The sequence below is a fragment of the Alistipes sp. AF14-19 genome (assembly GCF_003461645.1).
GTDB lineage: Bacteria > Bacteroidota > Bacteroidia > Bacteroidales > Rikenellaceae > Alistipes > Alistipes shahii.
The window spans coordinates 36,268-61,201 of record NZ_QTXM01000009.1 but is presented as its reverse complement, the minus strand read 5'-3'; the positions used below and the strand labels follow the sequence as shown (position 1 = coordinate 61,201).

Sequence of the window (24,934 nt, the reverse complement as noted above, 5' to 3'; positions counted from 1 at the left end):
CGTTTTGCGAAATAAAAAAACGGGCCTCCGCAGAGACCCGTTTTCTGGTTGTCCGTCGGGGCGTCAGGCCCGTTTTTTCGCCGCCTTGGCAGCCACCGCCTTGTCCAGCTCGATGATGAAGTCCGAGAGGACGTTCATGTAGTTGATGAAGGCGTCGTAGGCCGAATCGTAGGGGTTGAAGTAGGAGTGCACGTCGCCGTCCGACAGCCACTTGGTGGCCATGTAGTAGAAATGGTCGGAGGTCTGCATGAAACTCCAGACATAATCGAAATCGGGATTTTTCAGCGCCGCGACCTTCTCCTTCTGGGCATAGAGCTTCGAGAAAGCCTCGTTCTGCAATTCGTTGCCCAGCCAGGCCGTCACGTCGCGCTCCTCGTCGGCCCACGACATCACGTGCGGACAGTGGAGCACGGCGACGGGCTGGTGCTTCTTCGCGGCCTCGGTCACCGTGGCGAACTCCAGGCCGTTCTTCCTGGCGAGGATCGCCTTGGGCAGCGCGCGCATGAATTCGAAGATGCCCGTGTCGGCGTTCTGATGCTCGCCGAAGGTCTCGTAATCCATGAACAGGTTGATGACCTCGCCCGGCGTCTCGTCCGAGGCGAGCCACTGCACGTACTTGTCGGCTGTCAGGGGCCACTGGTCCCAGCTCTTGTTCGAGAAGCGGAAAGCGATGTCGTCCGAGAGTTTGTAGTTGCGCAGCAGCAGGCGCAGTTTCTGGTCGATGGCGTTGGCGTAGACGTAGTTGGGCGATTTCCACCCCAGCACGTGCTTGGCTCCTTCGGCCAGCATCGTGCGGAAGCCCATGCCGGCGACCATCGCGCCGATCTCGTCCGAATAGATCAGCTCCGTGTTGCGGAAAGCGGTGGGTTTCATCCCGAACTCCTTTTTGATAAGGTTCGTGTGCAGTTTGACCTGCTCCGTGAAATCCTCCTTCGAAGCCAGCGAGGCCAGCGAGTGGGAGTAGGTCTCGGCGAGGAACTCCACGCAGCCCGTCGCGGCAAGCTCCTTGAACGAGTCGAGCACTTCGGGGGCGAAGGCGCGGAACTGTTCGATGGCGATGCCCGTGATCGAGAACGAACAGCGGAACTTGCCCTTGTTCTCCCTGATGAGCTTGAGCAGCAGGGCGTTCATCGGCAGGTAGCACTGGCGGGCGACCTTCTGCATGATCGAACGGTTCATGAGGTCGTCCAGGTAGTTGTGGTCCTTGCCCATGTTGAAGAAGCGGTATTTCTTCAGACGCCAGGGCTGATGCACCTGAAAATAAAGACAGACGGTTTTCATGCGGGTTGCTATTTTAATTGTTTCTTATTCTCTTCGATCACGGCTTCGTACACCGATTTGATCTTCGCCGCGGCGTCGTTCCACTTGAGGTTGGTCACCTCTTCGAGACCCTTCGAGGCGAACATGCCCGACAGGGCGGGGTATTTGATCAGTCCGTAGATGGCGTCGGCCAGGGCGTCCACGTCCCAGTAGTCCACCTTCACGGCGTAGTCCAGCACTTCGGCCACGCCGCTCTGCTTGGAGATGATCACCGGGACGTTCGAGCGCATCGCCTCCAGCGGCGAGATGCCGAAAGGCTCCGAGACGGAGGGCATCACGTAGACGTCCGACAGCTGGAACATCTTGTGCACGTCCTCCCCGCGGAGGAACCCCGTGAAGTGGAAACGGTCGGCGATGCCGAGCCGCGCCACGCGGCGGATGACGTGGTTCATCATGTCGCCCGAGCCGGCCATCACGAACCGCACGTCGGGAATCCGCTTGAGGACCTTGGCGGCCGCCTCGACGAAGTAGTCGGGGCCTTTCTGGTAGGTGATGCGTCCCAGGAAGGTCACGACCTTGTCGGTGACGCCCCGCTCGGGAACCTTGCCGCTGTTCTGGGCGAAGCGCACGGCGTTGTGCACCGTGACGATCTTTTCGGCGGGAACGCCGTAGCGGTTGATGACGATGTTGCGCGTGAGGTTCGAAACGGCGATCACGCGGTCGGCGGCGTGCATGCCGGCCCGCTCGATGGCGTAGACCTGCGTGTTGACGTTCTCGCCCGAGCGGTCGTACTCCGTGGCGTGCATGTGCACCACCAGCGGCTTCCCGGAGACGCGTTTGGCGGCGATGCCCGCGTAGTAGGTGAGCCAGTCGTGGGCGTGGATCACGTCGAACTGTCCTTCGAGGTCCCTGGCCACCTGCGCGGCGACCACGGCGTAGCGCGCCACCTCCTCCATGAGGTTGGCGCCGTACTTGCCCGAGAAGGTGTAGCGCTGTTTCCAGGCATCGGTCGTCGACCAGGTCTTCCGCCCCGACTTGACGTACTGCTCGTGGTAGGACTCGTACTCCTCGGGGGAGATATAGGGGACCATGTTCGAGTCGATGTGGATGAACGACATCTTCTCCAGAATGTCGTCCGCGCCGCTGCCCGTCGAACCGTACAAGGCCTCCACGTCGCTGGCGTTCACGACGTGCGTGAAACGCTGGTCCTCGTCGCCGTAGGCGTGCGGGACGATGAAAGTGACGTCTACGCCGTTGCGCGCCAGTCCGCGGGTCATTCCGTAGCAGGCCGTTCCCAGCCCGCCTGCAATGTGGGGCGGAAACTCCCATCCGAACATTAAAACTCTCATACCTTATCTTTTTGTTGTTTCATTTTGCCGCCTGTGCGCTTCCTCTCCGCATCCCTTCACGGCGCCCGGCCGTGTCCGTAAGTCAGATTCCGCTTCGAACCCCTCCCCTCGGAAGGAGCCTCGCCATCCGGCACAACTCTCTTTCACATTGTGCGCCCGGGCCGTATTCGTTATTTCGTTTTTTCCGTCGTTTTCTTCTTCGTTGTCTTTTTGGCGGCCGTCCTCTTCGCGGCGGCCTTTGCCGCGGGTTTCACGGCCTTCGCGGCCTTCGCGGCAACCTTCTCCTTACCAACGTTTTTTGCGGCCTTCGCAGTCTTCGGATTCGCTTTTTTTGTGGGTTTTTCCGACTTTCCGGGCGTCTCTTTCGGTTTGCGTGCGAGGATCATGCCGTAGATGTCCAGCACGGCCGCGACGCTCCACGCCTGCGAAATGGCTCCGCGCGGCGCGAACGGAGGATCGGCGTCGAACAGTTCGCCGATCGAACCGATGCCGTAGGTCTGGATGTCCTCCTCGAATCCGGCGAGAATCTCCTCGGCCTGCGGCAGAAAGGCGTCGCCGTCGATGTCGAAGCAGGCGCTGACGTAGAACGACAGCAGCCACGGCCATACCGACCCGTTCTTGCCCGCGAAGTCGCGTTCGGCGGGCGTACCCTCCTGCGAACCCTTGTAAAGCGGGTTGCGGGGCGAGAGCGAGCGCAGGCCCTTCGGCGTGAGGAGGTGCTGCCGCACTGTGCGGATCACCTCCAGCTGGGTCTGCTCGTCGAGCATCTTGTAGGGCAGCCCGCAGGCGACGATCATGTTCGGGCGGATGTCCGTGTTGGCGCCGTCGCAGCCCACGCAGTCGGCCAGGTAGCCTTTGGGCAGGCGGAAGAGTTCGTTGAACGACGCCGCGGTGCGTTCGGGCAGTTTCTCCCACGCCTTCACGAACTTCGTGTCGCCCGCCTCGCCGGCCAGCCGGAGAGCGTAGCGGACGGCGTTGTACCACAAGGCGTTGACCTCCACCTGATAGCCGTTGCGCGGGGTGACGGAACGGCCGTCGATCACGGAGTTCATCCACGTGAGGGGAACCTCGTCGGACGAGGCCCACACCAGCCCGTTGTCGTTGAGCGCGACACGGCCCGCGACGCCCCGTTTGTACGACTCGAGCACCTGCTTCATGGCCTCGCCGTAGTGTTTCCAGATCTTTTTCGCGCCGATCTGCGCTTCGAGCCGCTGAAGGGTCCAGAAGAACCACAGCGGGGCGTCCGCGGCCGCTGCCGCCGAAGCGTTCCCGGCGAACATGCCGTCCTGCATGCCGCGCACCTGCGTGTCGAGGGCGTCGATGCAGTCCTCCTTGTGGTTCTGCCACAGGGTGATGCCCGGCAGCGAGACGAAGGTCTGGCGGCCCGAAACCCCGTGCCACGGATAGCCCGAGACCACCTCCGTCCGGTTGCCCGGGCGGCGGATCACGAACTGCCGCGCCGAGTGTTCGAGGCAGCTGATGAAGTCGATCTTGTGCGTGCGGCGCGCGATGGAGCCGCCGAAGACCTCCTCGATGGTTTTCGTCGAGCCCATTTCGTCGAGCGACGCCGAGAAGATGATGCTCTCGCCCTTCTTCAGCTCGGTTTCGAAATAGCCCGTGGTCATCAGGTCCTCGTAGCCGTCGTAGCCGCGGGCGATGTCCTGCCGGTATTCGAAATTGTAGTACCAGTCGGGCGCGGGCACGAACTCCGCGCCGGGTTTGCTGGTCTGGAGATACAGCCACGGAAACGAACCGTAGAGGCGGCATTTCACGCCGTTGACGGCCGGATAGGAGTGCCCGTCGGCCTCCATGTTGGCATGCGTCAGCGCATGCTTGTCGCGGAAGGCGAGGAACGGGCGCAGCCGGAGGCGCGTTTCCGAATGGGCGTCGACGAGCGTGTAGCGGATCATCAGTTGCGTGCGCTTGTGAATCCAGAGCATCTCCTTCTTGAGGATCACGCCGCCTACGCGATAGGTGATCGTTGGGGTCGGAGTGTACTCGAAATCGGTGATGTACTTGTGGCCGCGCGGCTCGTAGGTCCCCTGGAAACGGTGCAGCGCCAGGTTGAACGTCTGGTCGTGCTGGATGATCGTTTCGTCGAGCGCCGACAACAGGACGTAGGTCCGGTCGCTGTCGTCGATCGGGGCCACCATCAGGCCGTGGTAACGGCGGGTGTTGCAGCAGACGATGGTCGTGCTCATATAGCCGCCGATACGGTCCGTTGCGAGCATTTCGCGCTGGAGCGAGTACTCCAGATTGCCCAATTCGCTTTTGTCGAAAGTAAGTGCTGACATATCGCTAAAAAATACGGTTCGTCCTTTAAAGATATTGAAATTTTCGAACAGTTACAACTTGTTATTGTTAATTATTCAAATTTAATACCTTCTATTGGCATTAGGCCCACTTCACCAGCGCGAAGTCCATGCGGTGGGGCAGGAGCGGGTTCGAGGGGTAGATGCGCAGCGCCACGTCGAACGTGCCGGCTTCGTCGGGCGTGTAGTCGAGCGAGTAGGTGACCCGGCTTCCGTCGGCCTTCGTGCGTTCCAGCTGGATCGTGCGGGTGACGTTGACGGACTGTCCGCCGACGATCTGCCGCGCGACGACCATCTCCACGCCGATGTCCTCGGGCCGGAGGTTGGCGATGTCGAGCGTCACGGCGAACTGGTACTTCTCGCCGACGCAGACGGCCTCCTTGTCGATCTTCACGCGCTGCACGTCGACGATGCGCACCTGGTCCCATGCGGCGGAGACCTTGCGCTTCCAGGCCGCGATCTCGCGGGCCATGCGGTAGGCCTCGGCGCTCATCTCGCGTTTGCGCGCGGCGAGCTTGTCGTAGAACCGGTTCTCGTAGTCGGTCAGCATGCGGTTGGTCGTGAAGTTCGAGGCGATGTCCGCCACGCACCTCTTCACCGACGAAACCCACTCGTGCGGGATGCCGTCCGTGTCGCGGGCGTAGTATTTCGGGGCGATCTGCTCCTCGATGGTGTTGTAGATCATCTCGGCGTCGAGTTCGTCCTGGTAGTGCTGGTCGGCGAAGGTGCGCTCCATCGGAAGCATCCATCCGGCGCCCTCCTTGTAGCCCTCGACCCACCAGCCGTCGAGCACGGAGAATTGCAGCACGCCGTTCATCACGCACTTCTCGCCCGAGGTGCCCGAGGCTTCGAGCGGCCGCGTGGGCGTGTTCAGCCATACGTCGACACCCTGCACCATGCGGCGGGCGAGTTCCATGTCGTAGTTTTGCAGGAAGAGGATCTTGCCCACGAACTGCGGCATGGCGGCCACCTCGACGATGCGCCGGATCAGGTCCTGTCCCGGCTTGTCGTTGGGGTGCGCCTTGCCCGCGAAGATGAACTGCACGGGACGCTCCTTGTTGTTGACGATCGCCGCCAGACGGTCGAGGTTCGTGAACAGCAGGTAGGCGCGCTTGTAGGTGGCGAAGCGGCGTGCGAAACCGATGGTCAGCACGTCGGGCTTGATGCCCTCGATGACCTGAAGCATCTGGCGCGGCGAGTCGAGGCGCACCTGCCGGGGGTCGCTGTAACGCCGGCGGATATGCTTGATGAGCTTGTTCTTGAGCTTCATGCGCTCCTCCCACAGCTCCGCGTCGGGGATGTCGTGAACCTTCTGCCAGGCCGGGATGTCGTAGACATGGCCTTCGAATCCGTCGCCGAAGTAACGGGCGTAGAGGCGGCGCAGCGACGAGGCGATCCACGTCGGGAAGTGCACGCCGTTGGTGACGTAGCCGATGTGCAGCTCGTTCTTGAAGTAGCCCGGCCACATGTTGCCCAGGATCTCCTTCGAGACCTCGCCGTGGAGCCACGAAACGCCGTTGACCTCCTGCGAGAGGTTGCAGGCCAGCACCGACATCGAGAACTTCTCGTTGGGGTCGTTGGGATTGGTCTTGCCCAGGTTGATATACTGCTCCCAGGTGATGCCCAGCACGTCGGGATAGTGCGACATGTATTGGCGGATCATCGACTCGGGGAATGCGTCGTGGCCTGCGGGCACGGGGGTGTGCGTCGTGAAGAGCGACGACGAGCGCACCACCTCCAGCGCCTCGGAGAACGAGAGCTTGCGGTGGTTCACCAGGTCGCGGATGCGCTCGACGCCGATGAATGCGGCGTGGCCCTCGTTGCAGTGGAACACGTCGTGCTTGATGCCCAGCTGACGCAGCGCGCGGATGCCGCCGATGCCCAGTAGGATCTCCTGCTTGAGACGGTTCTCCCAATCGCCTCCGTAGAGGTAGTGGGTGATCTGGCGGTCCTCTTCGAGGTTGTCCTCGATGTCGGCATCGAGCAGGTAGAGGTCCGTGCGGCCCACCTGGCACTTCCAGACGCGCGCCGAGAGCGTGCGGCCCGGGAAGGCGATGGTGACCGTCACCCAGCCTCCGGCCTCGTCGCGCACGGGCGAGATCGGCAGTTTGTAGAAATTCTGCGCCTCATAGGTGGCCTCCTGCGCACCCTGCGCCGAAAGGCGTTGGGTGAAGTAGCCGTAGCGGTAGAGAAGGCCCACGGCGGCCATCGGAACGTTCTTGTCCGAAGCCTCCTTCAGGTAGTCGCCGGCCAGGATGCCCAGGCCGCCCGAGTAGATCTTCAGCGACGAGTGCAGGCCGTATTCCATCGAGAAGTACGAAACCGTCGTCGCCTTCGGGTCGGGCTTCTCGTTCATGTAGTCGCGGAACTGCGTGTGCACGGCGTCGAGCTGCGCCAGGAAGTTCGTGTCTTTCTCCAGTTCCTTCATCCGCTCGACGCTCATCTTGTCGAGGAAGGCGATCGGGTTGCGGTCCGATTCGGCCCACAGCGCGGGGTCGATGCCTTCGAACAGGTCGCGGGCGCCGGGGTTCCAGCACCACCAGAGGTTGCGCGAAAGCTCTTCGAGGGCGTGCAGCCGCTTGGGCAGCGTCTTGTCGACCATCATGCGGTTCCAGACGGGTTTCTCGACGAAAAGCTGCTGGCGCACGAAGTTGATCTGCTCGGTTTTCGTACCGCCGTCGAGCACGGCGCGGTTGGTGCGGACGATCGAACTCTCGACCGCCTCGGAGTAGGCCTGTTCGTAGGCCGCGAAGAGGTGCTCCCAGAGCGCCGTCAGCGAGATTTCATAGGCCGAGGTGTGCTGTTCGTTGACGTGTTTTTCGTCCAGCAGGCTGAAACGCAGCAGCGTATCGGCGATCTTCGCCTCGACCTCCTTGTCGTTGTAGTCGTCGCGGCGGATGACCTCCACGCCGGCGTGCTCGCGCTGCTTGTCGACCCAGATGCCGAACCCGGCCAGCGTCGTGGTGACCGTCGGGATGGAGAAGGCCACCGACTCCAGCGGGGTGTAGCCCCACGGCTCGTAGTAGGAGGGGAAAACCGTGATGTCCATGCCCACGAGCAGTTCGTAGTAATCCTTGTGGAAGATGCCGTCGGCCTTGTTGAGGTACGTGGGGACGAAGATCACCTTCACCTTCGATCCGGGATCGGTGAGGTTGCTGTTCTTCAGCGCGTTCACGATGGGGTCCCACGTCGCGTTTTCAAGGTAGTGGGTCGAATGTCTGTACTGGCCTGCGTCGATGGGCTTCGACGGGTCGGCCAGATGAGCCTGCAAATCGAGGCGCGGGCCGCGGTTGCCGGCCGGCACGGTGATGTAGGCCAGCACCTCGCGCCGGAGACGGTCCGAGGCGGCGAGCTGCTTGAGCGACTCGATGAAGACGTCGATGCCCTTGTTGCGGAATTCGTAGCGGCCGCTGGTTCCGACGATCAGCGGGTCGCCCGTGAATTTTTCGCCCAGGCAGGCCTCGGCCACCGAGATCATCGCCCGGCGGGCTTCGTCGCGTTTGGCGTAGTACTCCTCGCCGGCCCATACGAAGTCGTTCTCGAAGCCGTTGGGCGTCACGCCGTCCGGTTCGCGCCCCAGCAGGTATTTGCATTCGTTGGCCGTGATGTCGCTCACCGTCAGGAATGCGTCGTGGTAGGCGGCGGCCATCTTCTCGATCGAGTGTTTGGCCGTGACGTTGAACTGGCGCGCCAGCTCGTCGGCGTTGAATTTCGGGAGGTCGTTGTAGAGCGGCAGGCGGTTGCCGGCGATGCAGCGGCCCATGACCGTGGCGTGGGTGGTGAACACCGTGGCGATGTAGGGGGCGTGTTTGCGCAGGTACAGCCCGCCCGCGGCGGTCATCCACTCGTGGAAATGCGCGACAGCCTTCTCGGTCGGCGTGCCGAAGGTCTCGACGTAGGAGGCGATCACGACGCCTGCGGCCCATCCGAACAGCACCGGCTCGATGTAGTCCCACTGGCCCGAGATCGAGTCCACGTGGTACAATTCCCAGAGGCTTTTGAGTATTTCGTCCTTGCGGGGGATCAGCGACGAGAAATCGACCAGCACCACCGTCGGCTCGCCCTTGATTTTCCAGCGGCCGACGCGGACGCGGATGCCTTCGTTGTAGAGGCTCTGGCGCCAGGCCTTCAGCAGATTGGGGTCCTCCTCGAACTCCGGGTTGACGCCCTCGTGCGAGAGGTCGGGACCCAGCAGGACGTAGCGGTCTGCGAATTTGCGGGTGACGGTCTGCGCTTTGGTCGAAATGACGGTGTGGATGCCGCCGACCTTGTTGCATACTTCCCAACTTACTTCGAACAGCAAATCGGGGGAGTGTTTGGCATTGCTCATATACTTATGCTAATTTGTAATTTTCGTGACGAACCGAAGAAGAATTCGGCCGCAAAGGTAACACTTATATTTATATTAAACAATCGGGAGTGGATGTTTATAAAAATATTTAATAATAACTTAACATTTCAGTTTCACTTGGTTGCGGTGTCCGGTTCCGTTTCGAAAAACGTTTCGATCACCGCGTCGGAGACCAGCATCCGAGCCGGCGGGACGGCCATCCGTCCCGCTGCGAGAACGAGCGTGCGGCTCTTCAGCCACGGTTCCGCATCGCGCAGGACCCGTGCCGCGCGCTCCTTGCCGAACAGTCTTTCCGCCTCCCGCAGGTCGATGCCTTCGGCCGTGCGCAGCCGGGTCATCACGTATTCGTTGAAGCGGTCGCGGTCGGTGAGGGTTTCCGCTTCGGCGGGCGCGCCGCCGATGTACTCCGTCACCGAGGCGACGTTCCAATGGCGTTCCCGGCCGTCGAACGAATGGGCTGCGGGACCGATGCCGAGGTACTTCACGCCGTGCCAGTAGGCCGCGTTGTGGCGGGCGCGGAAGCCCGGCAGGGCGAAATTCGAAACCTCGTAGTGCTCGAACCCCGCTCCGGTCAGCGTTTCGTGCACGAGGGCGTATTCCGTTTCGCTGGTGGCTTCGTCCACCGGGGCGAACTGTCCGCGGGCGGCCCGCCGTCCGAAGGCCGTACCGGGTTCGACGGTCAAATGGTATGCCGAAATGTGCTGCACGCCCAGCGCGAGGGCGCTGTCGAGCGAGCGGCGCAGCGTGTCGTTCCCGAAACCCGGGACGCCGAAAATCAGGTCGACGGTGATGTTTTCATAACCTTCGTGCTGTGCGCTCCGCACGGCCTCGACGGCTTGCGCAGCGTTGTGGCGGCGGTTCATCAGCTTGAGACACGCGTCGTCGAACGACTGGATGCCGACCGACAGGCGGTTGACGCCCGCGCGGCGCAGCACGGCGAGGTAGGCGGGGGTGAGGTCGTCGGGATTGGCTTCGAGCGTGGTCTCCTCCGCCGCAGTGCAATCGAACAGCGTCGCGGCATGGTCCAGCAGCCCCGCGACGGCCTCCGGGGCGCACAGCGAGGGGGTGCCGCCGCCGAAGTAGCGGGTGCGCACCGGCTCGCCGCCCAGATATTCCCGCCGGGCGTCCAGTTCGCGGTGCATGGACTCCAGAAGAGGGTCCATGCGGCGCAGGTCGACGCTTTTGTAGAAGTCGCAGTAGGCGCAGACGCGCTTGCAGAAGGGTATGTGGAAATAAAGTCCGGCCATGTTATCCAAAGATACGAAAAAGACGGATGACTGCAAAACGGAATCGCATCCGGTTCGGAAAATTTTTCCGGCTGCGGCTCCGCCTCCGCCCGCGGGAGGCCGGGAAGTCGGGGCGGCGCTTCTTCATTTTCAGCGCGATGCTCCCCGTCTGTCGCCCGGAACGCACGGGGCGGCAGCGGGCAGAGCGTCGGAGTCGTTTCCGGCTGTGTTTTCATGGAGGGCCGGCGGTTGCGGGGCGGCGGGAAACGTGTTCCGGGGGAGGGCTGTTTCCGGGCGGAAAATCCGCGCTCCCCCAAAGGTGATAAAAACCGGCGGAAGAAAACCGGAGCGTCCCGTCCGGCGCGGATAAATTGCGGCAAAATTTTTGCCGGGCGATCCTCGCAAGGGTTTGCGAAGGGCTTTTCGGCGGCGTTGTACGACGCTATCAATGAGGCGTATAGCACTATCGGAAAAAATAATAAATATTTTTTGTAATTTCGGCTGTTATTTTTTTCACAATTATGAAAGTTTTTCTACCTTTGTGCCGTTGAAGTCCGGACCTGCGGACTGAAACGTCAGGTTGAAAAGAGGATTTTAATCAAATAAATTGCAATTATGGACAAAATGGATCTGAAAAAGTACGGGATCACGGGCGTGACCGAGATCGTGTACAATCCCTCCTACGACGAACTGTTCCGTGAGGAGACGAAAAAAGGCCTGCGCGGCTATGAGAAGGGTCAGCTGACCGAGACCGGCGCCGTGAACGTGATGACCGGCGTTTACACCGGCCGTTCGCCCAAGGACAAGTTTTTCGTGATGGACGAGACCACCAAGGACACGATCTGGTGGACTTCCGACGAATATAAGAACGACAACAAGCCGGTTACGAAGAAGGCCTGGAAGGAGCTGAAGAAAATCGCCGTCGAGGAGCTTTCGGGCAAGAAACTCTTCGTTGTGGACACGTTCTGCGGCGCCAACGAGAACTCGCGCCTGAAGATCCGCTTCATCATGGAGGTGGCCTGGCAGGCTCACTTCGTGAAGAACATGTTCATTCGTCCGACGGACGAGGAGCTGGAGAATTACGGCGAGCCCGACTTCGTGGTGCTCAACGCTTCGAAGGCCAAGGTGAAGAACTACAAGGAGCTGGGTCTGAACTCGGAGACGGCCGTTGTCTTCAACCTCACCGAGAAGATGCAGGTGATCATCAACACCTGGTACGGCGGCGAGATGAAGAAGGGCATGTTCTCCTACATGAACTACCTGCTTCCGCTGAAGGGCATGGCTTCGATGCACTGCTCGGCCAACACCAACGAGAAGGGCGAGACCGCTATCTTCTTCGGCCTGTCGGGAACCGGCAAGACCACGCTTTCGACCGACCCGAAGCGTCAGCTCATCGGCGACGACGAGCACGGCTGGGACGACGACGGCGTATTCAACTTCGAGGGCGGCTGCTACGCCAAGGTGATCAACCTCTCGCAGGAGAACGAGCCTGACATCTGGAACGCCATCCGCCGCAACGCGCTGCTGGAGAACGTGACGGTGGACAAGAAGGGCAAGATCGACTACGCCGACAAGTCGGTTACGGAGAACACCCGCGTATCGTACCCGATCTTCCACATCGAGAACATCGTGAAGCCCGTATCGAAGGCTCCGGCCGCCAAGAAGGTCATCTTCCTCTCGGCCGACGCATTCGGCGTGCTGCCCCCGGTTTCGATCCTGACCCCCGAGCAGACGAAGTACTACTTCCTCTCGGGCTTCACCGCCAAGCTCGCAGGCACGGAGCGCGGCATCACCGAGCCTACGCCGACCTTCTCGGCCTGCTTCGGCGCAGCCTTCCTGTCGCTGCACCCCACCAAGTACGGCGAGGAGCTGGTGAAGAAGATGCAGAAGTCGGGCGCCAAGGCCTACCTCGTGAACACGGGCTGGAACGGAACCGGCAAGCGTATCTCGATCAAGGACACGCGCGGCATCATCGACGCGATCCTCGACGGTTCGATCGACAAGGCTCCGACCAAGACCATGCCTATCTTCGATTTCGTGGTTCCGACCGTCCTGCCGGGCGTAGACCCCGCTATCCTCGATCCGCGTGACACCTACAAGAGCGCCAAGGATTGGGAGGTTAAGGCAGAGGATCTGGCCAACCGTTTCGTGAAGAACTTCGTGAAGTTCACGGGCAACGAGGAGGGCAAGAAACTCGTAACCGCAGGCCCGAAGGTAAAGTAATTCTCTGCGGCTTGAGCCGCTGCAAATAGATGAATCCCGGTTTCCGCAGTTGGAGACCGGGATTTTTTATGTTGTGGAACAGGCACGGTCCGGCGGATGGGCGGCGGATGTGTGCGGACGGGTTTGCGATCGGAGGCGATCCGTCTGCGCCGGTCGCTGTCGGTTTTGCCGGGGCGATGCGGGGTTGCCGCGCCCGTGTGTGCGGGGTTTGCCGGACAAACGGATGGAAAAAGCCCGGCAGGAATAAATTTCCAGCCGGGCTTTTCGTCTTGCGGAAGCCGGCAGGTCAGACCGTCATAATCTCCTTCTCCTTCTTCGAAAGCGCTTCGTCCAGCGTCTTGGAGAACTTTTCGAGCAGTTTCTGCGACTGCGTTTCGCCGTCCTTCGATTCGTCCTCGGGCATGCCCTCCTTCTGGGCCTTCTTGAAGGCTTCCACCGCGTCGCGGCGGGCGTTGCGCAGGCTGATGCGGGCGGTCTCCGCTTCGGCGCGCACCTGCTTCACCAGCTCTTTGCGGCGCTCCTCCGTAAGGGGCGGAATCGTCAGGCGGATCTGCTCGCCGTTGTTCGAGGGCGTCAGGCCGATGTTCGAGTCGATGATGGCTTTCTCGATCGGGCGCAGCATGTTCTTGTCCCACGGCTGGATCAGGATGGTCCTGGCGTCGGGTACGGTGACGCTGGCAGCGCCCGAAACGGGAACCTGCGAGCCGAAATAGTCGACCATCACGCCGTTCAGGGCGTTGGGCGACGCCTTGCCGGCGCGAACGTTCAAAAGTTCCTCTTCGAGGTGGTCGATGGCCTTCTGCATGCGGCCCGTAGCTTCGTTGAGAATCGTCTTGGTATCCATAAGTGTTGGGGTTTAATTTCCGAGTGTTTTTTCGATGGTGCGGATCAGCTCCTCGAATTCATGTTCGTCGTAGCCTACCGTGGCCAGCACGACCTTGCCCTTGCGGTCGATCACGAAGTTCCGCGGGATGTAGTTCGAGGCGTAGCGGTCGTAGACGGTGCGTGCGGGGTCGAGTCCCATCGGGAAGGCGTAGCCGGTCTTTTCGCGGAACGCCTCCACGGCCTCGCGTTTCTCGCCTCGCGATACGGGCAGGAAGACGAACTCCTTGCCGGCGAAGCGGTCGATGATGTCCGTCTGCACGCGGGTCAGCTCCTGCCGGCAGGGCGGACACCACGTGGCCCAGAAGTTGAGCAGCACGACTTTGCCCTTCAGGTCGCCGAGCGTCACGGAGCTGCCGTCGACCATCTCGACCGTGAAGTCCGGAGCCGTGTCTCCGGACTTTACGAGCGTTGTCGATTCGGCGTCCGTCTCGGCGCCCTTCTTGGCGTTGCGGTTGCCGCACGAGGGCAGCAGCAGGATGACGGCGATGATCGCGGCGATCAGCGCCAGCATCACCCACAGCGATTTGTTGCTTTTCTTGGTTGCCATAGTCTTACAGTTTTACCAGCGTTCCGATCTTCTCCCCGGCAAGGACTTTGCCGAGGTTGCCCGCGGTGTCCATGTCGAAGACGATGATCCGGAGACCGTTCTCGCGGCAGAGCGTGAAGGCCGTGAGGTCCATGACCTTCAGACGGCGGTCGAGGACCTCCTCGAACGTGATTTCGTCGAATTTCGTCGCTGCGGGGTCCTTCTCCGGGTCGGCCGTGTAGACGCCGTCCACGCGGGTGCCCTTCAGCATCACGTCGGCCTCAATCTCGATGCCGCGCAGCGCCGACGCCGAGTCGGTCGTGAAGTAGGGGTTCGACGTGCCGCCTCCGACGATCACCACGTAGCCCGCTTCGAGGTATTCGATGGCACGGGCTTTGGAGTAGTATTCGCCGATGGGTTCCATGCGGATCGAGGTGAGCACCTTGCATCGGACGCCGTTGTCTTCGAGCGCCGACTGGAGCGCCAGCGAGTTGATGATCGTGGCGAGCATGCCCATCTGGTCGCCCTTCACGCGGTCGAAGCCCTTTTTGGCGCCCGTGAGGCCGCGGAAGATGTTGCCGCCGCCGATGACGATGCCGATCTGGACGCCCGTTGCTGCGGCGGCTTTGATCTGCTCGGCGTAGGATTGCAGCGTCTCGGGGGAAAGCCCGTATTTCTGTCCGCCTTGCAGCGATTCGCCGCTCAATTTCAGGAGTATTCGCTTGTATTTCATCGTGGGTCGCGTTTTATCGTAGTGCGAAGATAGGTATTTTTTCGAAAAAATTCATATATATTCCTTATCTTTGGTGTCGTAACGACACTTTTACCGGTCGGAGCGTTTTGCCGGGCCGCGCGCGATTCGGTTTTGGAGGCGTCCGTTCTTTTTTCTATCTTTGCAATCCTTATGTCGTCGGAAGAATATAAACTGCTCGATACGATTTCCTCACCGCGGGAGTTGAAAAAACTCCCGCCGGAGGAGCTGTCCGCCTACTGCGACGAGCTGAGGCGTTACATCATCGACGAGTGTGCGGTCAATCCGGGCCACCTGGCATCGAGCCTCGGGGCCGTGGAACTGGCTGCGGCCCTGCATTACGTCTTCGACACCCCGGAGGACCGGATCGTCTGGGACGTCGGCCATCAGACCTACGCCCACAAGATCATCACGGGACGCCGCGAGGCGTTTAAAACCAAACGGCAGCTGAACGGCATCAGCGGTTTTCCGCGCATGTCCGAGAGCGAATACGATTCTTTCGGGGGCGGGCACGCTTCGGTGTCGATCTCCGCGGCGTTCGGCATGGCCAAGGCCGCCGAACTGCGGGGCGAGAAGCGGCAGGTCGTGGCCGTGATCGGCGACGGCTCGATGACCGGAGGGCTTGCGTTCGAGGGGCTGAACAACGCCGGGGCCTCGAAGCGCACCAACCTGCTGGTGATTCTCAACGACAACAACATGGCCATCGACCAGGCCACGGGAGCGCTGAAAAACTACCTGCTGAAAATCTCGACTTCGGTGCACTACAACCGTTTCAAACAACGGCTGTGGGGGCTGATGTCGCATACGCCGCGGCTGCTGCGGCTCTGCCAGAAGGCGGGCAACGCCGTGAAGCAGGGGCTGCTGAACAAGAGCAATTTTTTCGAAAGTCTCAATTTCCGTTATTTCGGTCCGGTGGACGGTCACAACCTCAAGGAGTTGGTGCGGACGCTTCGGGCGTTGCGCGACATCGAGGGGCCTAAACTGCTGCACGTGATGACGGTCAAGGGCAAGGGCTACCTGCCGGCCGAGCACGACCAGCCCGCCTGGCACGCCCCGGGGCGTTTCAATCCCGACACGGGCGAGCGGATTTCGGCTCCGGGCGGCGCAGCGCGTTATCAGGACGTGTTCGGCGAAACCCTGCTGGAACTGGCGCGCCGCGACGGGCGCGTCGTGGGCGTCACGCCCGCCATGCCGTCGGGCTGTTCGATGAACATTCTGCTGCGCGAGATGCCCGGCCGCTGTTTCGACGTGGGCATCGCCGAAGGGCATGCCGTGACTTTCTCGGCCGGACTGGCCGCGGCGGGCATGATTCCCTTCTGCAACATTTATTCGAGTTTCATGCAGCGGGCCTACGACAATGTGATCCACGACGTTGCGATTCAGGATCTTCCGGTGGTGATGTGTCTCGACCGGGGCGGCCTGGTGGGCGAGGACGGGGTGACGCACCACGGGGTCTTCGACATGGCCGCTTTCGGCGCCGTGCCGGGACTGACGATCGCCGCGCCGATGAACGAACCCGAACTGCGCAACATGATGTATACGGCCCTCGGATCGGGACATCCCTTTATGATCCGCTATCCGCGGGGGCACGGCGAGGGCTTGCCGTGGCGCGGCGAGAAGTTCGAGACGCTGCCCGTCGGACGTGGCCGCCGCCTGCGCGAGGGCGCAGACGTGGCGCTGTTGACCGTGGGGACCGTCGGCAACGCCGCCGCACGGGCCGCCGGACGCGCTGCCGCGGAAGGCGTGAGCGTCGCGCATTACGACCTGCGGTTCGTGAAACCGCTGGATGAAGCGTTGCTGGACGAAGTGGGGCGTAAGTTCCGCCGTGTGGTCACGGTCGAGGACGGTTCGCTGCGCGGAGGCGTCGGCGAAGCCGTCGCGGCGTTCTTCAACGGCCGCGGCTACGACGTGCGGGTGCAGCGGCTCGGCATCGGCGACGAGTGGGTCGAACACGGCACGCCCGGGCAGTTGTACGCCCTGTGCGGCTACGACGAGGAGGGCATTCTGCGCGCCCTGCTCGATACCCGCGCATAAATTTTCCGCAACGCATTTTTTCGGCACAAATTCTGCGAGATTGCTTCCCAAAACGACCGGGAAGTGAAAATCGCCATTTTATTGCTTGCTGCCGCCCTTTTGATTCCGGGTGCGGTGGCTGTCGCGGCGGCTTCGGACCGCACCGACCGCATGCCTGTCGCCGTGTTCGACCTGCGGCCGGCCGAAGCGCGGGGCTGCCGCACCGGGTAACTGTTGTTCGTGGATCAGGGGCGGGGAACTCCGCCGTCTTCGCCGTAAAGGCATTTGTCAGAGCGTGAACACCCAGTCGTCGCCTTTCGAGAGGGCCGGGTCCAGGCGGAAGCCTTCCCATTCGAACGACCGGAGCGTCGCGGGATCGGCGATGCGGTTTTTCAGGATATGCCGCGTCATCTCTCCGCGGCACATTTTCGTATAGACCACGACGGTTTTCAGCCGGTCGCCCTCGCGGACGCGGAATTCGGGCGTGATGACCCGGGCTTCGCGGCAGACGCGTTTCCAGTCGAACAGCCGCTTCATCTCTCCGCTCGCCAGGTTGACCAGGATGCCGTCGTCGGCGTGAATCCGGCCCAGCAGGTCGTCGGTCAGCCGGCTTTGCCAGTAGGAAAACATCGTTTCGTCGCCGCGGCCGGGCAGTACGGCGTCGCCTTCGAGCCGGTAGGTGCGGATGGCGTCCAGCGGACGGAGCAGTCCGTAGAGGAACGAGGTGATGTTGAGGTGCCGTTGGGCGTATTCGAAATCGGCGTCGGTGAAACTCGCCGGGTCGATGCGTTTGAAGACGATTCCCGTGTAGGCCGTAAGGGCTGGGATCGCCGCGTCGTCGTCGCCGTGGAAGCGGCCGTAGCGCAGGCGGTTTTCGGCGGCGATACGGCGGTTGACGCGCAGGAGCCGGGCCAGTTCGTCGGTCGGGAGCGTCGCCAGCCCGGCGGCCAGTTCGGAGGCCTCGCTGCGGTAGGCGGGCCGGGTCGTGCGGGGCGTCGGGACGGAACTGCGCTCCGTCATCGTCTTGGCGCAGGAGAGGAGCAGCTGCATGGCGTTCGGGCGTTAAGCTACGGAGCAGGGGATGCCGAGCGCTTCGACGCGTGCGGCGATGGCCTGCAACTCCTCTTTGGTGACTTTTTCGAGCGTCGGGCAGGGGGTGTCGCGGTCGAGCGAGTAGACCATCACCTGCTGCGGGCGGATTTCGGCGACGAGCCGGAGCCAGGCCGAGACTTCCTCTTCGGTGGTGTTGTCGACGGGCTGTCCGCCGCACTCCCCGCGCAGGAACATCGTTTGCAGAATCATGCGCCCGTCGAAGCGTTTCATCGCTTCGACGATGCCCCGCACCGTGTAGGACGCGCTTTGCGGGTTGTTCATCCGCCGCACCGTCGCGTCGAACGCCGAATCGAGTTTGAGGATGTTGTTGTCCACGCGCAGCAGGGCGCGGCGGACGCTGTCGCGGTGGATCTGCGTGGCGTTGGAGAGCACCGAGACCTTCGCCGCGGGGCACAGCGCGTCGCGCAGGGCGATCGTGTCGCCGATGACGGCTTCGAAATCGGGGTGCATGGTCGGTTCGCCGTTGCCGGCGAAGGTGATCACGTCGGGCGGCGTGGAGTCGGCCGCCATGCGCCGCAGGGTGGCTTCGAGCTGCGTGCGCACGTCCTCGCGGCTGTTGAAGCGTCGTCCGCCCGGGTGCTCGGCATTCCAGCCGCACTCGCAGTAGATGCAGTCGAACGAGCAGAGTTTCGAGGAGAGCGGGAGCAGGTTGACTCCCAGCGAAAGGCCCAGCCGCCGCGAATGCACCGGGCCGAAGATAATGTCGTGAAATAGCGCTGTCATGGTGCGAAATTAAGAATTAAGAATTAGGAATTCAAAATTAATTCCTAATTTTACCAAAATACCGTTTTATGAAATTCAAATTCGGACTTTTGCCGCGCGTCGTGCTGGCCATTGCGCTGGGCGTCGCCTGCGGATTCTTCCTCCCCGGCTGGGCGACGCGCATCGCGCTGACCTTCAATGCGATTTTCGGGCAGTTTCTGGGATTCGCCATTCCGCTGCTGATTCTCGGGCTGGTGGCTCCGGGCATCGCCGATCTGGGCCGGAACGCCGGGCGTCTGCTGGCCCTGACCGCCGCGCTGGCCTATGCCTTCACGCTCTTTTCGGGGTTCGGGACCTATCTGACGGGGCGGTTTCTCTTTCCGGCGCTGCTCGAAGGCTCCGCCGCCGTATTGCCCGAGGAAGGGGCGGCCCTTGCGCCCTATTTCACGGTCGAAATGCCTCCCGTGATGGGTGTGATGTCGGCGCTGGTCCTCGCCTTCGTGCTGGGGCTGGGCATGGCCTATATCCGTTCGGTGACGCTCAAGGCGGCGATGGACGATTTCAAGCGGATCATCGAGCTGGTGATTCTGCGCGTCATCATTCCGCTGCTGCCCTTCTACATTTTCGGCATCTTTCTGTCGATGACCCAGTCGGGGCAGGTGGCCGGGGTGCTGGACGTCTTCGTGAAACTGATCGCGGTGATCTTCTGCATGACGGTCGTGCTGCTTCTCGTGCAGTTCTCCGTCGCGGGGCTTGCGGCGCGTAAAAATCCGCTGAAGATGCTCCGCACGATGCTCACCGCCTATATGACGGCCCTCGGAACGCAGTCGTCCGCCGCGACGATCCCCGTGACGCTGGCCCAGACCGTGAAGCTCGGCGTGCGGCCCGAACTGGCGTCGTTCGTTGTGCCGCTGTGCGCCACGATCCACCTCTCGGGTTCGATGATGAAGATCACGGCCTGTGCGCTGGCCGTGTCGATGATCGCCGGGCTGGACATTCCGGCGTCGACCTTCGCGGGGTTCATCCTGCTGCTGGCCGTGACGATGGTGGCGGCTCCGGGCGTGCCGGGAGGGGCGATCATGGCGGCGCTGGGACTGTTGGAGTCGATGCTCGGTTTCGACGAGACCCTCGCGGGGCTGATGATCGCCACCTACATCGCCATGGACAGCTTCGGAACGGCGACCAACGTGACGGGCGACGGCGCCGTGGCGGTGATCGTCGATGCGATCGACCGGCGGCGTTGAAAAACTCCGTTCCCGGGCCGCCGTCGGCGGCCCTTTTCCTTATTTAGAACTGAAATAAGTATAAATGCGTATCCTTGTGGAATAAAAAACGGCTACTTTTGAATGCCGATTCCGTTTTATGTATACTTTTGTGCGTCCAAAACGGAAAAAAGAGACATAAACTCATAATTACAAGACAAATATGGTTGATATTTTTGCACGCCTCGAGAAAAATGCGGGCGGACCGATCGGTCAGTACATGTCGTACGCCCACGGTTATTATGCCTTTCCCAAACTCGAAGGCGACATCGGTCCCCACATGGTTTTCCGGGGCAAGAAGATGCTCAACTGGAGCCTGAACAATTACCTCGGACTGGCCAACCACCCCGAGGTGCGCAAGGCCGACGCCGAAGGCGCTGCGCAGTTCGGTATGGCGGCCCCGATGGGCGCCCGCATGATGAGCGGACAGACCGTTTACCACGAGCGTCTGGAGCGTGAGCTGGCCGCGTTTGTCGGCAAGGAGGATGCCTTCCTGCTCAATTTCGGTTACCAGGGCATGATCTCGATCATCGACTGCCTGCTGACCCCCCGCGACGTGGTCGTCTACGATGCCGAGGCGCACGCCTGCATCATCGACGGACTGCGCCTGCACAAGGGCAAACGCTTCGTTTTCGGTCATAACGACATGGAGTCGCTGCGCCTGCAGTTGCAGCATGCCACGGATTTGGCCGAGGAGCAGAACGGCGGCGTGCTGGTGATCACCGAGGGCGTGTTCGGCATGAAGGGCGACCTGGGCAAGCTCGACGAGATCGTGGCGCTGAAGAAGGATTTCCAGTTCCGTCTGCTGGTGGACGACGCCCACGGCTTCGGTACGATGGGCCCGGGCGGTCGCGGCACGGCGGCGCATTTCGGCGTTGTCGACGGCGTGGACGTGCTCTTCAACACCTTCGCCAAGTCGATGGCCGGGATCGGCGCTTTCGTGAGCGGTCCCCGCTGGCTGATCAACCTGCTGCGCTACAACATGCGTTCGCAGCTTTACGCAAAGTCGCTCCCGATGCCGATGGTGATCGGCGCGCTGAAGCGTCTGGAGCTGATCCGCAACCACCCCGAATTCCAGGAGAAACTCTGGGAGAACGTCCGTGCGCTCCAAAGCAGCCTGAAAGAGAACGGGTTCGAGATCGGTGTGACCAACTCGCCGGTGACGCCCGTCTTTCTGAAGGGCGGCATTCCCGAGGCCACGAATCTGGTCGTGGACCTGCGCGAGAACCACGGTATTTTCTGCTCGATGGTGGTTTATCCCGTGATTCCGAAGGGTGAGATCATCCTGCGCATCATCCCGACGGCGGTGCATACGCTGGAGGATGTGAAAGTTACGATTGAGGCTTTCAAGGCCGTTCGCGAGAAACTCGAAACCGGCGTATACGCTTCGATGCCCATTCCGGCACGTGCCGACGAAGGGTTTATGGTCCGCTAAAGGCGGTTTCCGATACGGATGTCCCCGGCTTTGCGGCCGGGGACATTTTGTTTTTGACAAAAGTAGCCGAAAAATTTTGCAGAATAAATTTTTCATTTTATATTTGCAGTCCCGAAACGCAGGAAACGAAGTTTTCCCGGGCGGGGAAGATAGATTTTGCGGAAATAGCTCAGTTGGTAGAGCGCAACCTTGCCAAGGTTGAGGTCGCGGGTCCGAGTCCCGTTTTCCGCTCACGACAAACGAGTGATAATCAATGAATTATCGCTCGTTTTTCTTTTTCTACCGTGTGTTACAGATGTCCGTTGTGTAACACAAAATGCCTTGAAATCGCCGTTTGTGATACAGAGTGTGATACATAAAATCGTGCACTACTGTCCCGTAAAAGCGGGCAAGTCGGTCTTTGAAATAGTTGAAACATAGTCTATTAGAAGTAATTTTTCATGTGCGACGATTTGAATTTGTAATTTTGCAGCCCATAAAGGGACTGCTCTATGAACAAAGACAAATATGTATTCGCTCAATTGGTTGCATTTCTCGACAACAACAAGTTCCGTCACCTGGTTGACAAGTATGATGGGAACAGGTATGTCAAGAACTTCACCTGCTGGAATCAGCTCATGGCACTCATGTTCGGACAACTCTGTAACCGTGAGAGCCTGCGTGATGTTGTCGTTGCATTGGAGACTCACCAATCCAAATGTTATCACCTTGGAATGGGGCGTAATCCAATAGCGAAAACGACATTTGCCACAGCGAATCAGAATCGTGACTACAGGATCTTTGAAGACTTTGCCTTCTTCATGATGGAACAGGCTCGCAAGAAACGAGCAACCGACATCTTCAAGCTGAAGGGGAATGTTTATGCATTTGATTCAACAACGATTCCGCACTGCTTGTCAGTATTCTGGTGGGCAAAGTTCCGCAAGAAGAAAGGAGGCGTTAAGGCGCATGTCCTTTATGATCTGGAGTCCCAAGTTTCTGCTTTCTTCCATATTACGACTGCATCGGTACACGATTCAAAGGCAATGAAGGAGATTTCCTATGAATCAGGTTCTTACTACGTATTTGACCGTGGTTACAATGCATTCAAGGAACTCTACAAGATTTGTCTTAATGAATCATACTTCGTGGTTCGGGCGAAGAAGAACTTACAGTACAAGTGTACGAAATGGAAACGTAGATTGCCTAAGAATGTGCTTTCTGATTCCGTTATTGAACTCACGGATGTGAACACACAGAAGAAGTTTCCTGAGAGGCTGCGACTTGTGAGATTTCACGATGACGAGCAAGACAGAGACTTCGCATTTTTGACGAATGCATTCCATCTTACCGCTCTCGAAATTGCTAATCTCTACAAGAACCGATGGCAGATTGAGTTGTTCTTCAAGTGGCTCAAGCAGCACCTCAAGATTAAGAAATTCTGGGGCACTACAGAGAACGCTGTCAGAATACAAATTTGCTCTGCAATCATAACTTATTGCCTTGTCGCCATCGTCCAACACGACATGCGACTAAAGCGGTCAACTTATGAGGTCCTGCAGATTTTGAGCATCTCACTAACGGATAAGACTCCACTGAGAGATCTCTTCGAAAAGACTAATTTCAACGATGTCAAAGAACTCGATTATCCCCTCTTGGAGGGACTATTTGATTAATATTAACTTCGTCCCAATTTTAACGGGACACTAATGAAAATCGTGTAACACACGAATCGCATTTTGTTGCTTGCGTAATCCGTAAAGATTATGACAATCAACGTCGTATGTCGCAGAGACGCTATCAACAGAAACCGTTTAGCCCCTCTTGCTCTTGTCTTTACCCATGACCGCCGCCGTAAGTTCGTCGGTCTGGGCATTTCGGAAGCTTTGGTGCATTGGGATTTCGACAAGCAACAACCTACCGCCGACTGCCCCGATAGAGCAGAAATACAGTTTCAAATAACCTCCAAGATACGTGAATACGAGAGGAAAATCAAAAAGTTGGAGGTGCTGGAAATTCCCGTTACATTCGATACGCTGTTTGAACAGAACGGCAAACGAATCAACTGCACGGTCGGGGAGTACTTCAAACAGATTATCGAACGCTTGGAAAAAGTCGAAAAGTACAGTTCCGCCAGCAAACATAAGGTAACGTTGGTCCTTGTGTCGCAATTCCGCTCGGTCAATATGCGTTTTGATGAATTGGATTTGACGTATTTAAGGGAGTTTGAAATCTTCTTGAGTCAAAAGGGTAATGTAAACAACAGTTGCAATTATGCAGCATTCCAATACTGCCGGTTGTATCTTATTGAAATTCTACATCAAACCACAACACACTGCAAATGTATACAATTTACTTTATGTTGTATCTTATCGAAATTCTACATCAAACCACAACACCCTTCGAAGGTTTTTGCCCGCTATCAGAGTTGTATCTTATCGAAATTCTACATCAAACCACAACATCTGGACTGACAAGACAGATCAAGAGATGTTGTATCTTATCGAAATTCTACATCAAACCACAACTGCAAATGTATACAATTTACTTTACATTCCGTTGTATCTTATCGAAATTCTACATCAAACCACAACTGGTCCTCGAAGCGCTTTTGCTCCCGCCTTGTTGTATCTTATCGAAATTCTACATCAAACCACAACTGATGATGACCACGCGCGAAGGGTCTATGCGTTGTATCTTATCGAAATTCTACATCAAACCACAACCGCGTAACGATCAACCCGCGTTTACGCAGCGTTGTATCTTATCGAAATTCTACATCAAACCACAACATCGAGAACGGAGAGGATACGCTGACCGCGTTGTATCTTATCGAAATTCTACATCAAACCACAACTCTCGATCCGTTCTTCCCATAAAGCCTCCTGTTGTATCTTATCGAAATTCTACATCAAACCACAACCGGGGATTCTGTCACCGTGCTGATCACGAAGTTGTATCTTATCGAAATTCTACATCAAACCACAACATAGTGCATACGATGGGTAGAAACACGGCGTTGTATCTTATCGAAATTCTACATCAAACCACAACACCTCGCGCTGAACGGTGGTCGCTGGTCCGGTTGTATCTTATCGAAATTCTACATCAAACCACAACACCTACGACATCGACCTAACAACGAAAATGGTTGTATCTTATCGAAATTCTACATCAAACCACAACAACTACTAAGAACAAATTATGAACCAACGGGTTGTATCTTATCGAAATTCTACATCAAACCACAACATTATGAAAACGCGTACAACGATCCTTCGAGTTGTATCTTATCGAAATTCTACATCAAACCACAACAGGCCAACCCGGAACTGGTCGCCGCCTATCGTTGTATCTTATCGAAATTCTACATCAAACCACAACGTAGAAACGCCGGACATGGAAACACCTTCGGTTGTATCTTATCGAAATTCTACATCAAACCACAACGTGTACGGCCGATTCGTATCTCGCTTATTGTTGTATCTTATCGAAATTCTACATCAAACCACAACCGGACGACCGGGAAGAACATCAACGGAGCCGT

16 protein-coding genes, 1 tRNA gene, 1 pseudogene and 1 CRISPR repeat array (1 of these 19 cut by a window edge) are annotated in these 24,934 nt (G+C 59.0%); of the genes and pseudogenes, 8 read left to right on the top strand and 10 right to left on the bottom strand.

Annotated features, from left to right (window positions below):
* Nucleotides 1-63: 63 nt before the first annotated feature.
* The 5 genes from DWW03_RS09325 to hemW all read right to left on the bottom strand — a co-directional run bounded on the left by DWW03_RS09325 (nucleotide 64) and on the right by hemW (nucleotide 10,519).
* On the bottom strand, nucleotides 64-1,281 hold the full coding sequence (locus DWW03_RS09325) for a glycoside hydrolase family 57 protein (protein ID WP_022061156.1): 1,218 nt from the start codon (nucleotides 1,279-1,281) through the stop codon (nucleotides 64-66).
* A gap of 8 nt (nucleotides 1,282-1,289) precedes the next feature.
* Nucleotides 1,290-2,609 (bottom strand): glycosyltransferase family 4 protein, encoded by a 1,320-nt coding sequence (locus DWW03_RS09320; protein WP_022061157.1) that lies wholly within the window; start codon nucleotides 2,607-2,609, stop codon nucleotides 1,290-1,292.
* A 170-nt stretch (nucleotides 2,610-2,779) separates the two neighbouring features.
* Nucleotides 2,780-4,903: a glycogen debranching enzyme N-terminal domain-containing protein gene (locus tag DWW03_RS09315; RefSeq protein WP_022061158.1), complete on the bottom strand. Its 2,124-nt coding sequence runs from the start codon at nucleotides 4,901-4,903 to the stop codon at nucleotides 2,780-2,782.
* Nucleotides 4,904-5,003: 100 nt separating this feature from the next.
* A complete protein-coding gene (glgP, locus tag DWW03_RS09310; protein ID WP_022061159.1) occupies nucleotides 5,004-9,251 on the bottom strand; it encodes an alpha-glucan family phosphorylase in 4,248 nt (1,415 codons plus the stop codon).
* Between the two features lie 134 nt (nucleotides 9,252-9,385).
* Entirely contained in the window at nucleotides 9,386-10,519 is a 1,134-nt protein-coding gene (hemW, locus tag DWW03_RS09305) for a radical SAM family heme chaperone HemW (protein ID WP_022061160.1), read from the bottom strand.
* 594 nt (nucleotides 10,520-11,113) lie between these two features.
* On the opposite strand from hemW, the gene pckA reads away from it, so the two are divergent.
* Nucleotides 11,114-12,721: a phosphoenolpyruvate carboxykinase (ATP) gene (gene pckA, locus DWW03_RS09300; protein WP_022061161.1), complete on the top strand. Its 1,608-nt coding sequence runs from the start codon at nucleotides 11,114-11,116 to the stop codon at nucleotides 12,719-12,721.
* 286 nt (nucleotides 12,722-13,007) lie between these two features.
* Here the strand turns inward: pckA and frr are convergent, their stop codons facing one another.
* From frr to pyrH, 3 genes are read right to left on the bottom strand one after another with little or no spacing between them, the layout of a single operon-like run.
* Nucleotides 13,008-13,565 (bottom strand): ribosome recycling factor, encoded by a 558-nt coding sequence (gene frr, locus DWW03_RS09295; RefSeq protein WP_015546494.1) that lies wholly within the window; start codon nucleotides 13,563-13,565, stop codon nucleotides 13,008-13,010.
* Between the two features lie 12 nt (nucleotides 13,566-13,577).
* Nucleotides 13,578-14,153 carry a TlpA family protein disulfide reductase gene (locus tag DWW03_RS09290; RefSeq protein ID WP_022061162.1) on the bottom strand — a complete coding sequence of 192 codons (576 nt, stop codon included), beginning with the start codon at nucleotides 14,151-14,153 and terminating at the stop codon, nucleotides 13,578-13,580.
* A 4-nt stretch (nucleotides 14,154-14,157) separates the two neighbouring features.
* Nucleotides 14,158-14,865 carry a UMP kinase gene (gene pyrH / locus DWW03_RS09285; RefSeq protein WP_015546492.1) on the bottom strand — a complete coding sequence of 236 codons (708 nt, stop codon included), beginning with the start codon at nucleotides 14,863-14,865 and terminating at the stop codon, nucleotides 14,158-14,160.
* A gap of 171 nt (nucleotides 14,866-15,036) precedes the next feature.
* Here pyrH and dxs point away from each other — a divergent pair, with 171 nt between their 5' ends.
* Nucleotides 15,037-16,917 carry a 1-deoxy-D-xylulose-5-phosphate synthase gene (dxs, locus tag DWW03_RS09280; protein WP_022061163.1) on the top strand — a complete coding sequence of 627 codons (1,881 nt, stop codon included), beginning with the start codon at nucleotides 15,037-15,039 and terminating at the stop codon, nucleotides 16,915-16,917.
* 63 nt (nucleotides 16,918-16,980) lie between these two features.
* Nucleotides 16,981-17,127 (top strand): hypothetical protein, encoded by a 147-nt coding sequence (locus tag DWW03_RS16595; RefSeq protein WP_153811582.1) that lies wholly within the window; start codon nucleotides 16,981-16,983, stop codon nucleotides 17,125-17,127.
* A 57-nt stretch (nucleotides 17,128-17,184) separates the two neighbouring features.
* Here the strand turns inward: DWW03_RS16595 and DWW03_RS09275 are convergent, their stop codons facing one another.
* Together DWW03_RS09275 and DWW03_RS09270 are read right to left on the bottom strand one after the other, a co-directional pair.
* Complete coding sequence (locus DWW03_RS09275; protein WP_022061164.1) at nucleotides 17,185-17,946, bottom strand: YaaA family protein; 762 nt, start codon at nucleotides 17,944-17,946, stop codon at nucleotides 17,185-17,187.
* A gap of 12 nt (nucleotides 17,947-17,958) precedes the next feature.
* Entirely contained in the window at nucleotides 17,959-18,732 is a 774-nt protein-coding gene (locus DWW03_RS09270) for a radical SAM protein (RefSeq protein ID WP_022061165.1), read from the bottom strand.
* A 68-nt stretch (nucleotides 18,733-18,800) separates the two neighbouring features.
* Between DWW03_RS09270 and DWW03_RS09265 the strand changes: the two genes are divergently transcribed.
* The 5 genes and pseudogenes from DWW03_RS09265 to DWW03_RS09245 all read left to right on the top strand — a co-directional run.
* The gene (locus DWW03_RS09265) at nucleotides 18,801-19,955 is read left to right on the top strand and encodes a dicarboxylate/amino acid:cation symporter (RefSeq protein WP_022061166.1); all 1,155 of its coding nucleotides are present in this window, start codon (nucleotides 18,801-18,803) and stop codon (nucleotides 19,953-19,955) included.
* Nucleotides 19,956-20,136: 181 nt separating this feature from the next.
* Complete coding sequence (locus DWW03_RS09260) at nucleotides 20,137-21,408, top strand: aminotransferase class I/II-fold pyridoxal phosphate-dependent enzyme (protein ID WP_015546483.1); 1,272 nt, start codon at nucleotides 20,137-20,139, stop codon at nucleotides 21,406-21,408.
* A gap of 158 nt (nucleotides 21,409-21,566) precedes the next feature.
* A tRNA-Gly gene (locus DWW03_RS09255) sits at nucleotides 21,567-21,639 on the top strand.
* Between the two features lie 260 nt (nucleotides 21,640-21,899).
* The gene (locus DWW03_RS09250; RefSeq protein ID WP_118406653.1) at nucleotides 21,900-23,063 is read left to right on the top strand and encodes an IS4 family transposase; all 1,164 of its coding nucleotides are present in this window, start codon (nucleotides 21,900-21,902) and stop codon (nucleotides 23,061-23,063) included.
* A gap of 90 nt (nucleotides 23,064-23,153) precedes the next feature.
* A pseudogene (locus tag DWW03_RS09245) lies at nucleotides 23,154-23,648 on the top strand (phage integrase SAM-like domain-containing protein); the annotation flags it as partial.
* A 35-nt stretch (nucleotides 23,649-23,683) separates the two neighbouring features.
* A CRISPR array of direct repeats spans nucleotides 23,684-24,934; the repeat unit is 36 nt; unit sequence GTTGTATCTTATCGAAATTCTACATCAAACCACAAC; it runs 496 nt beyond the window's last position.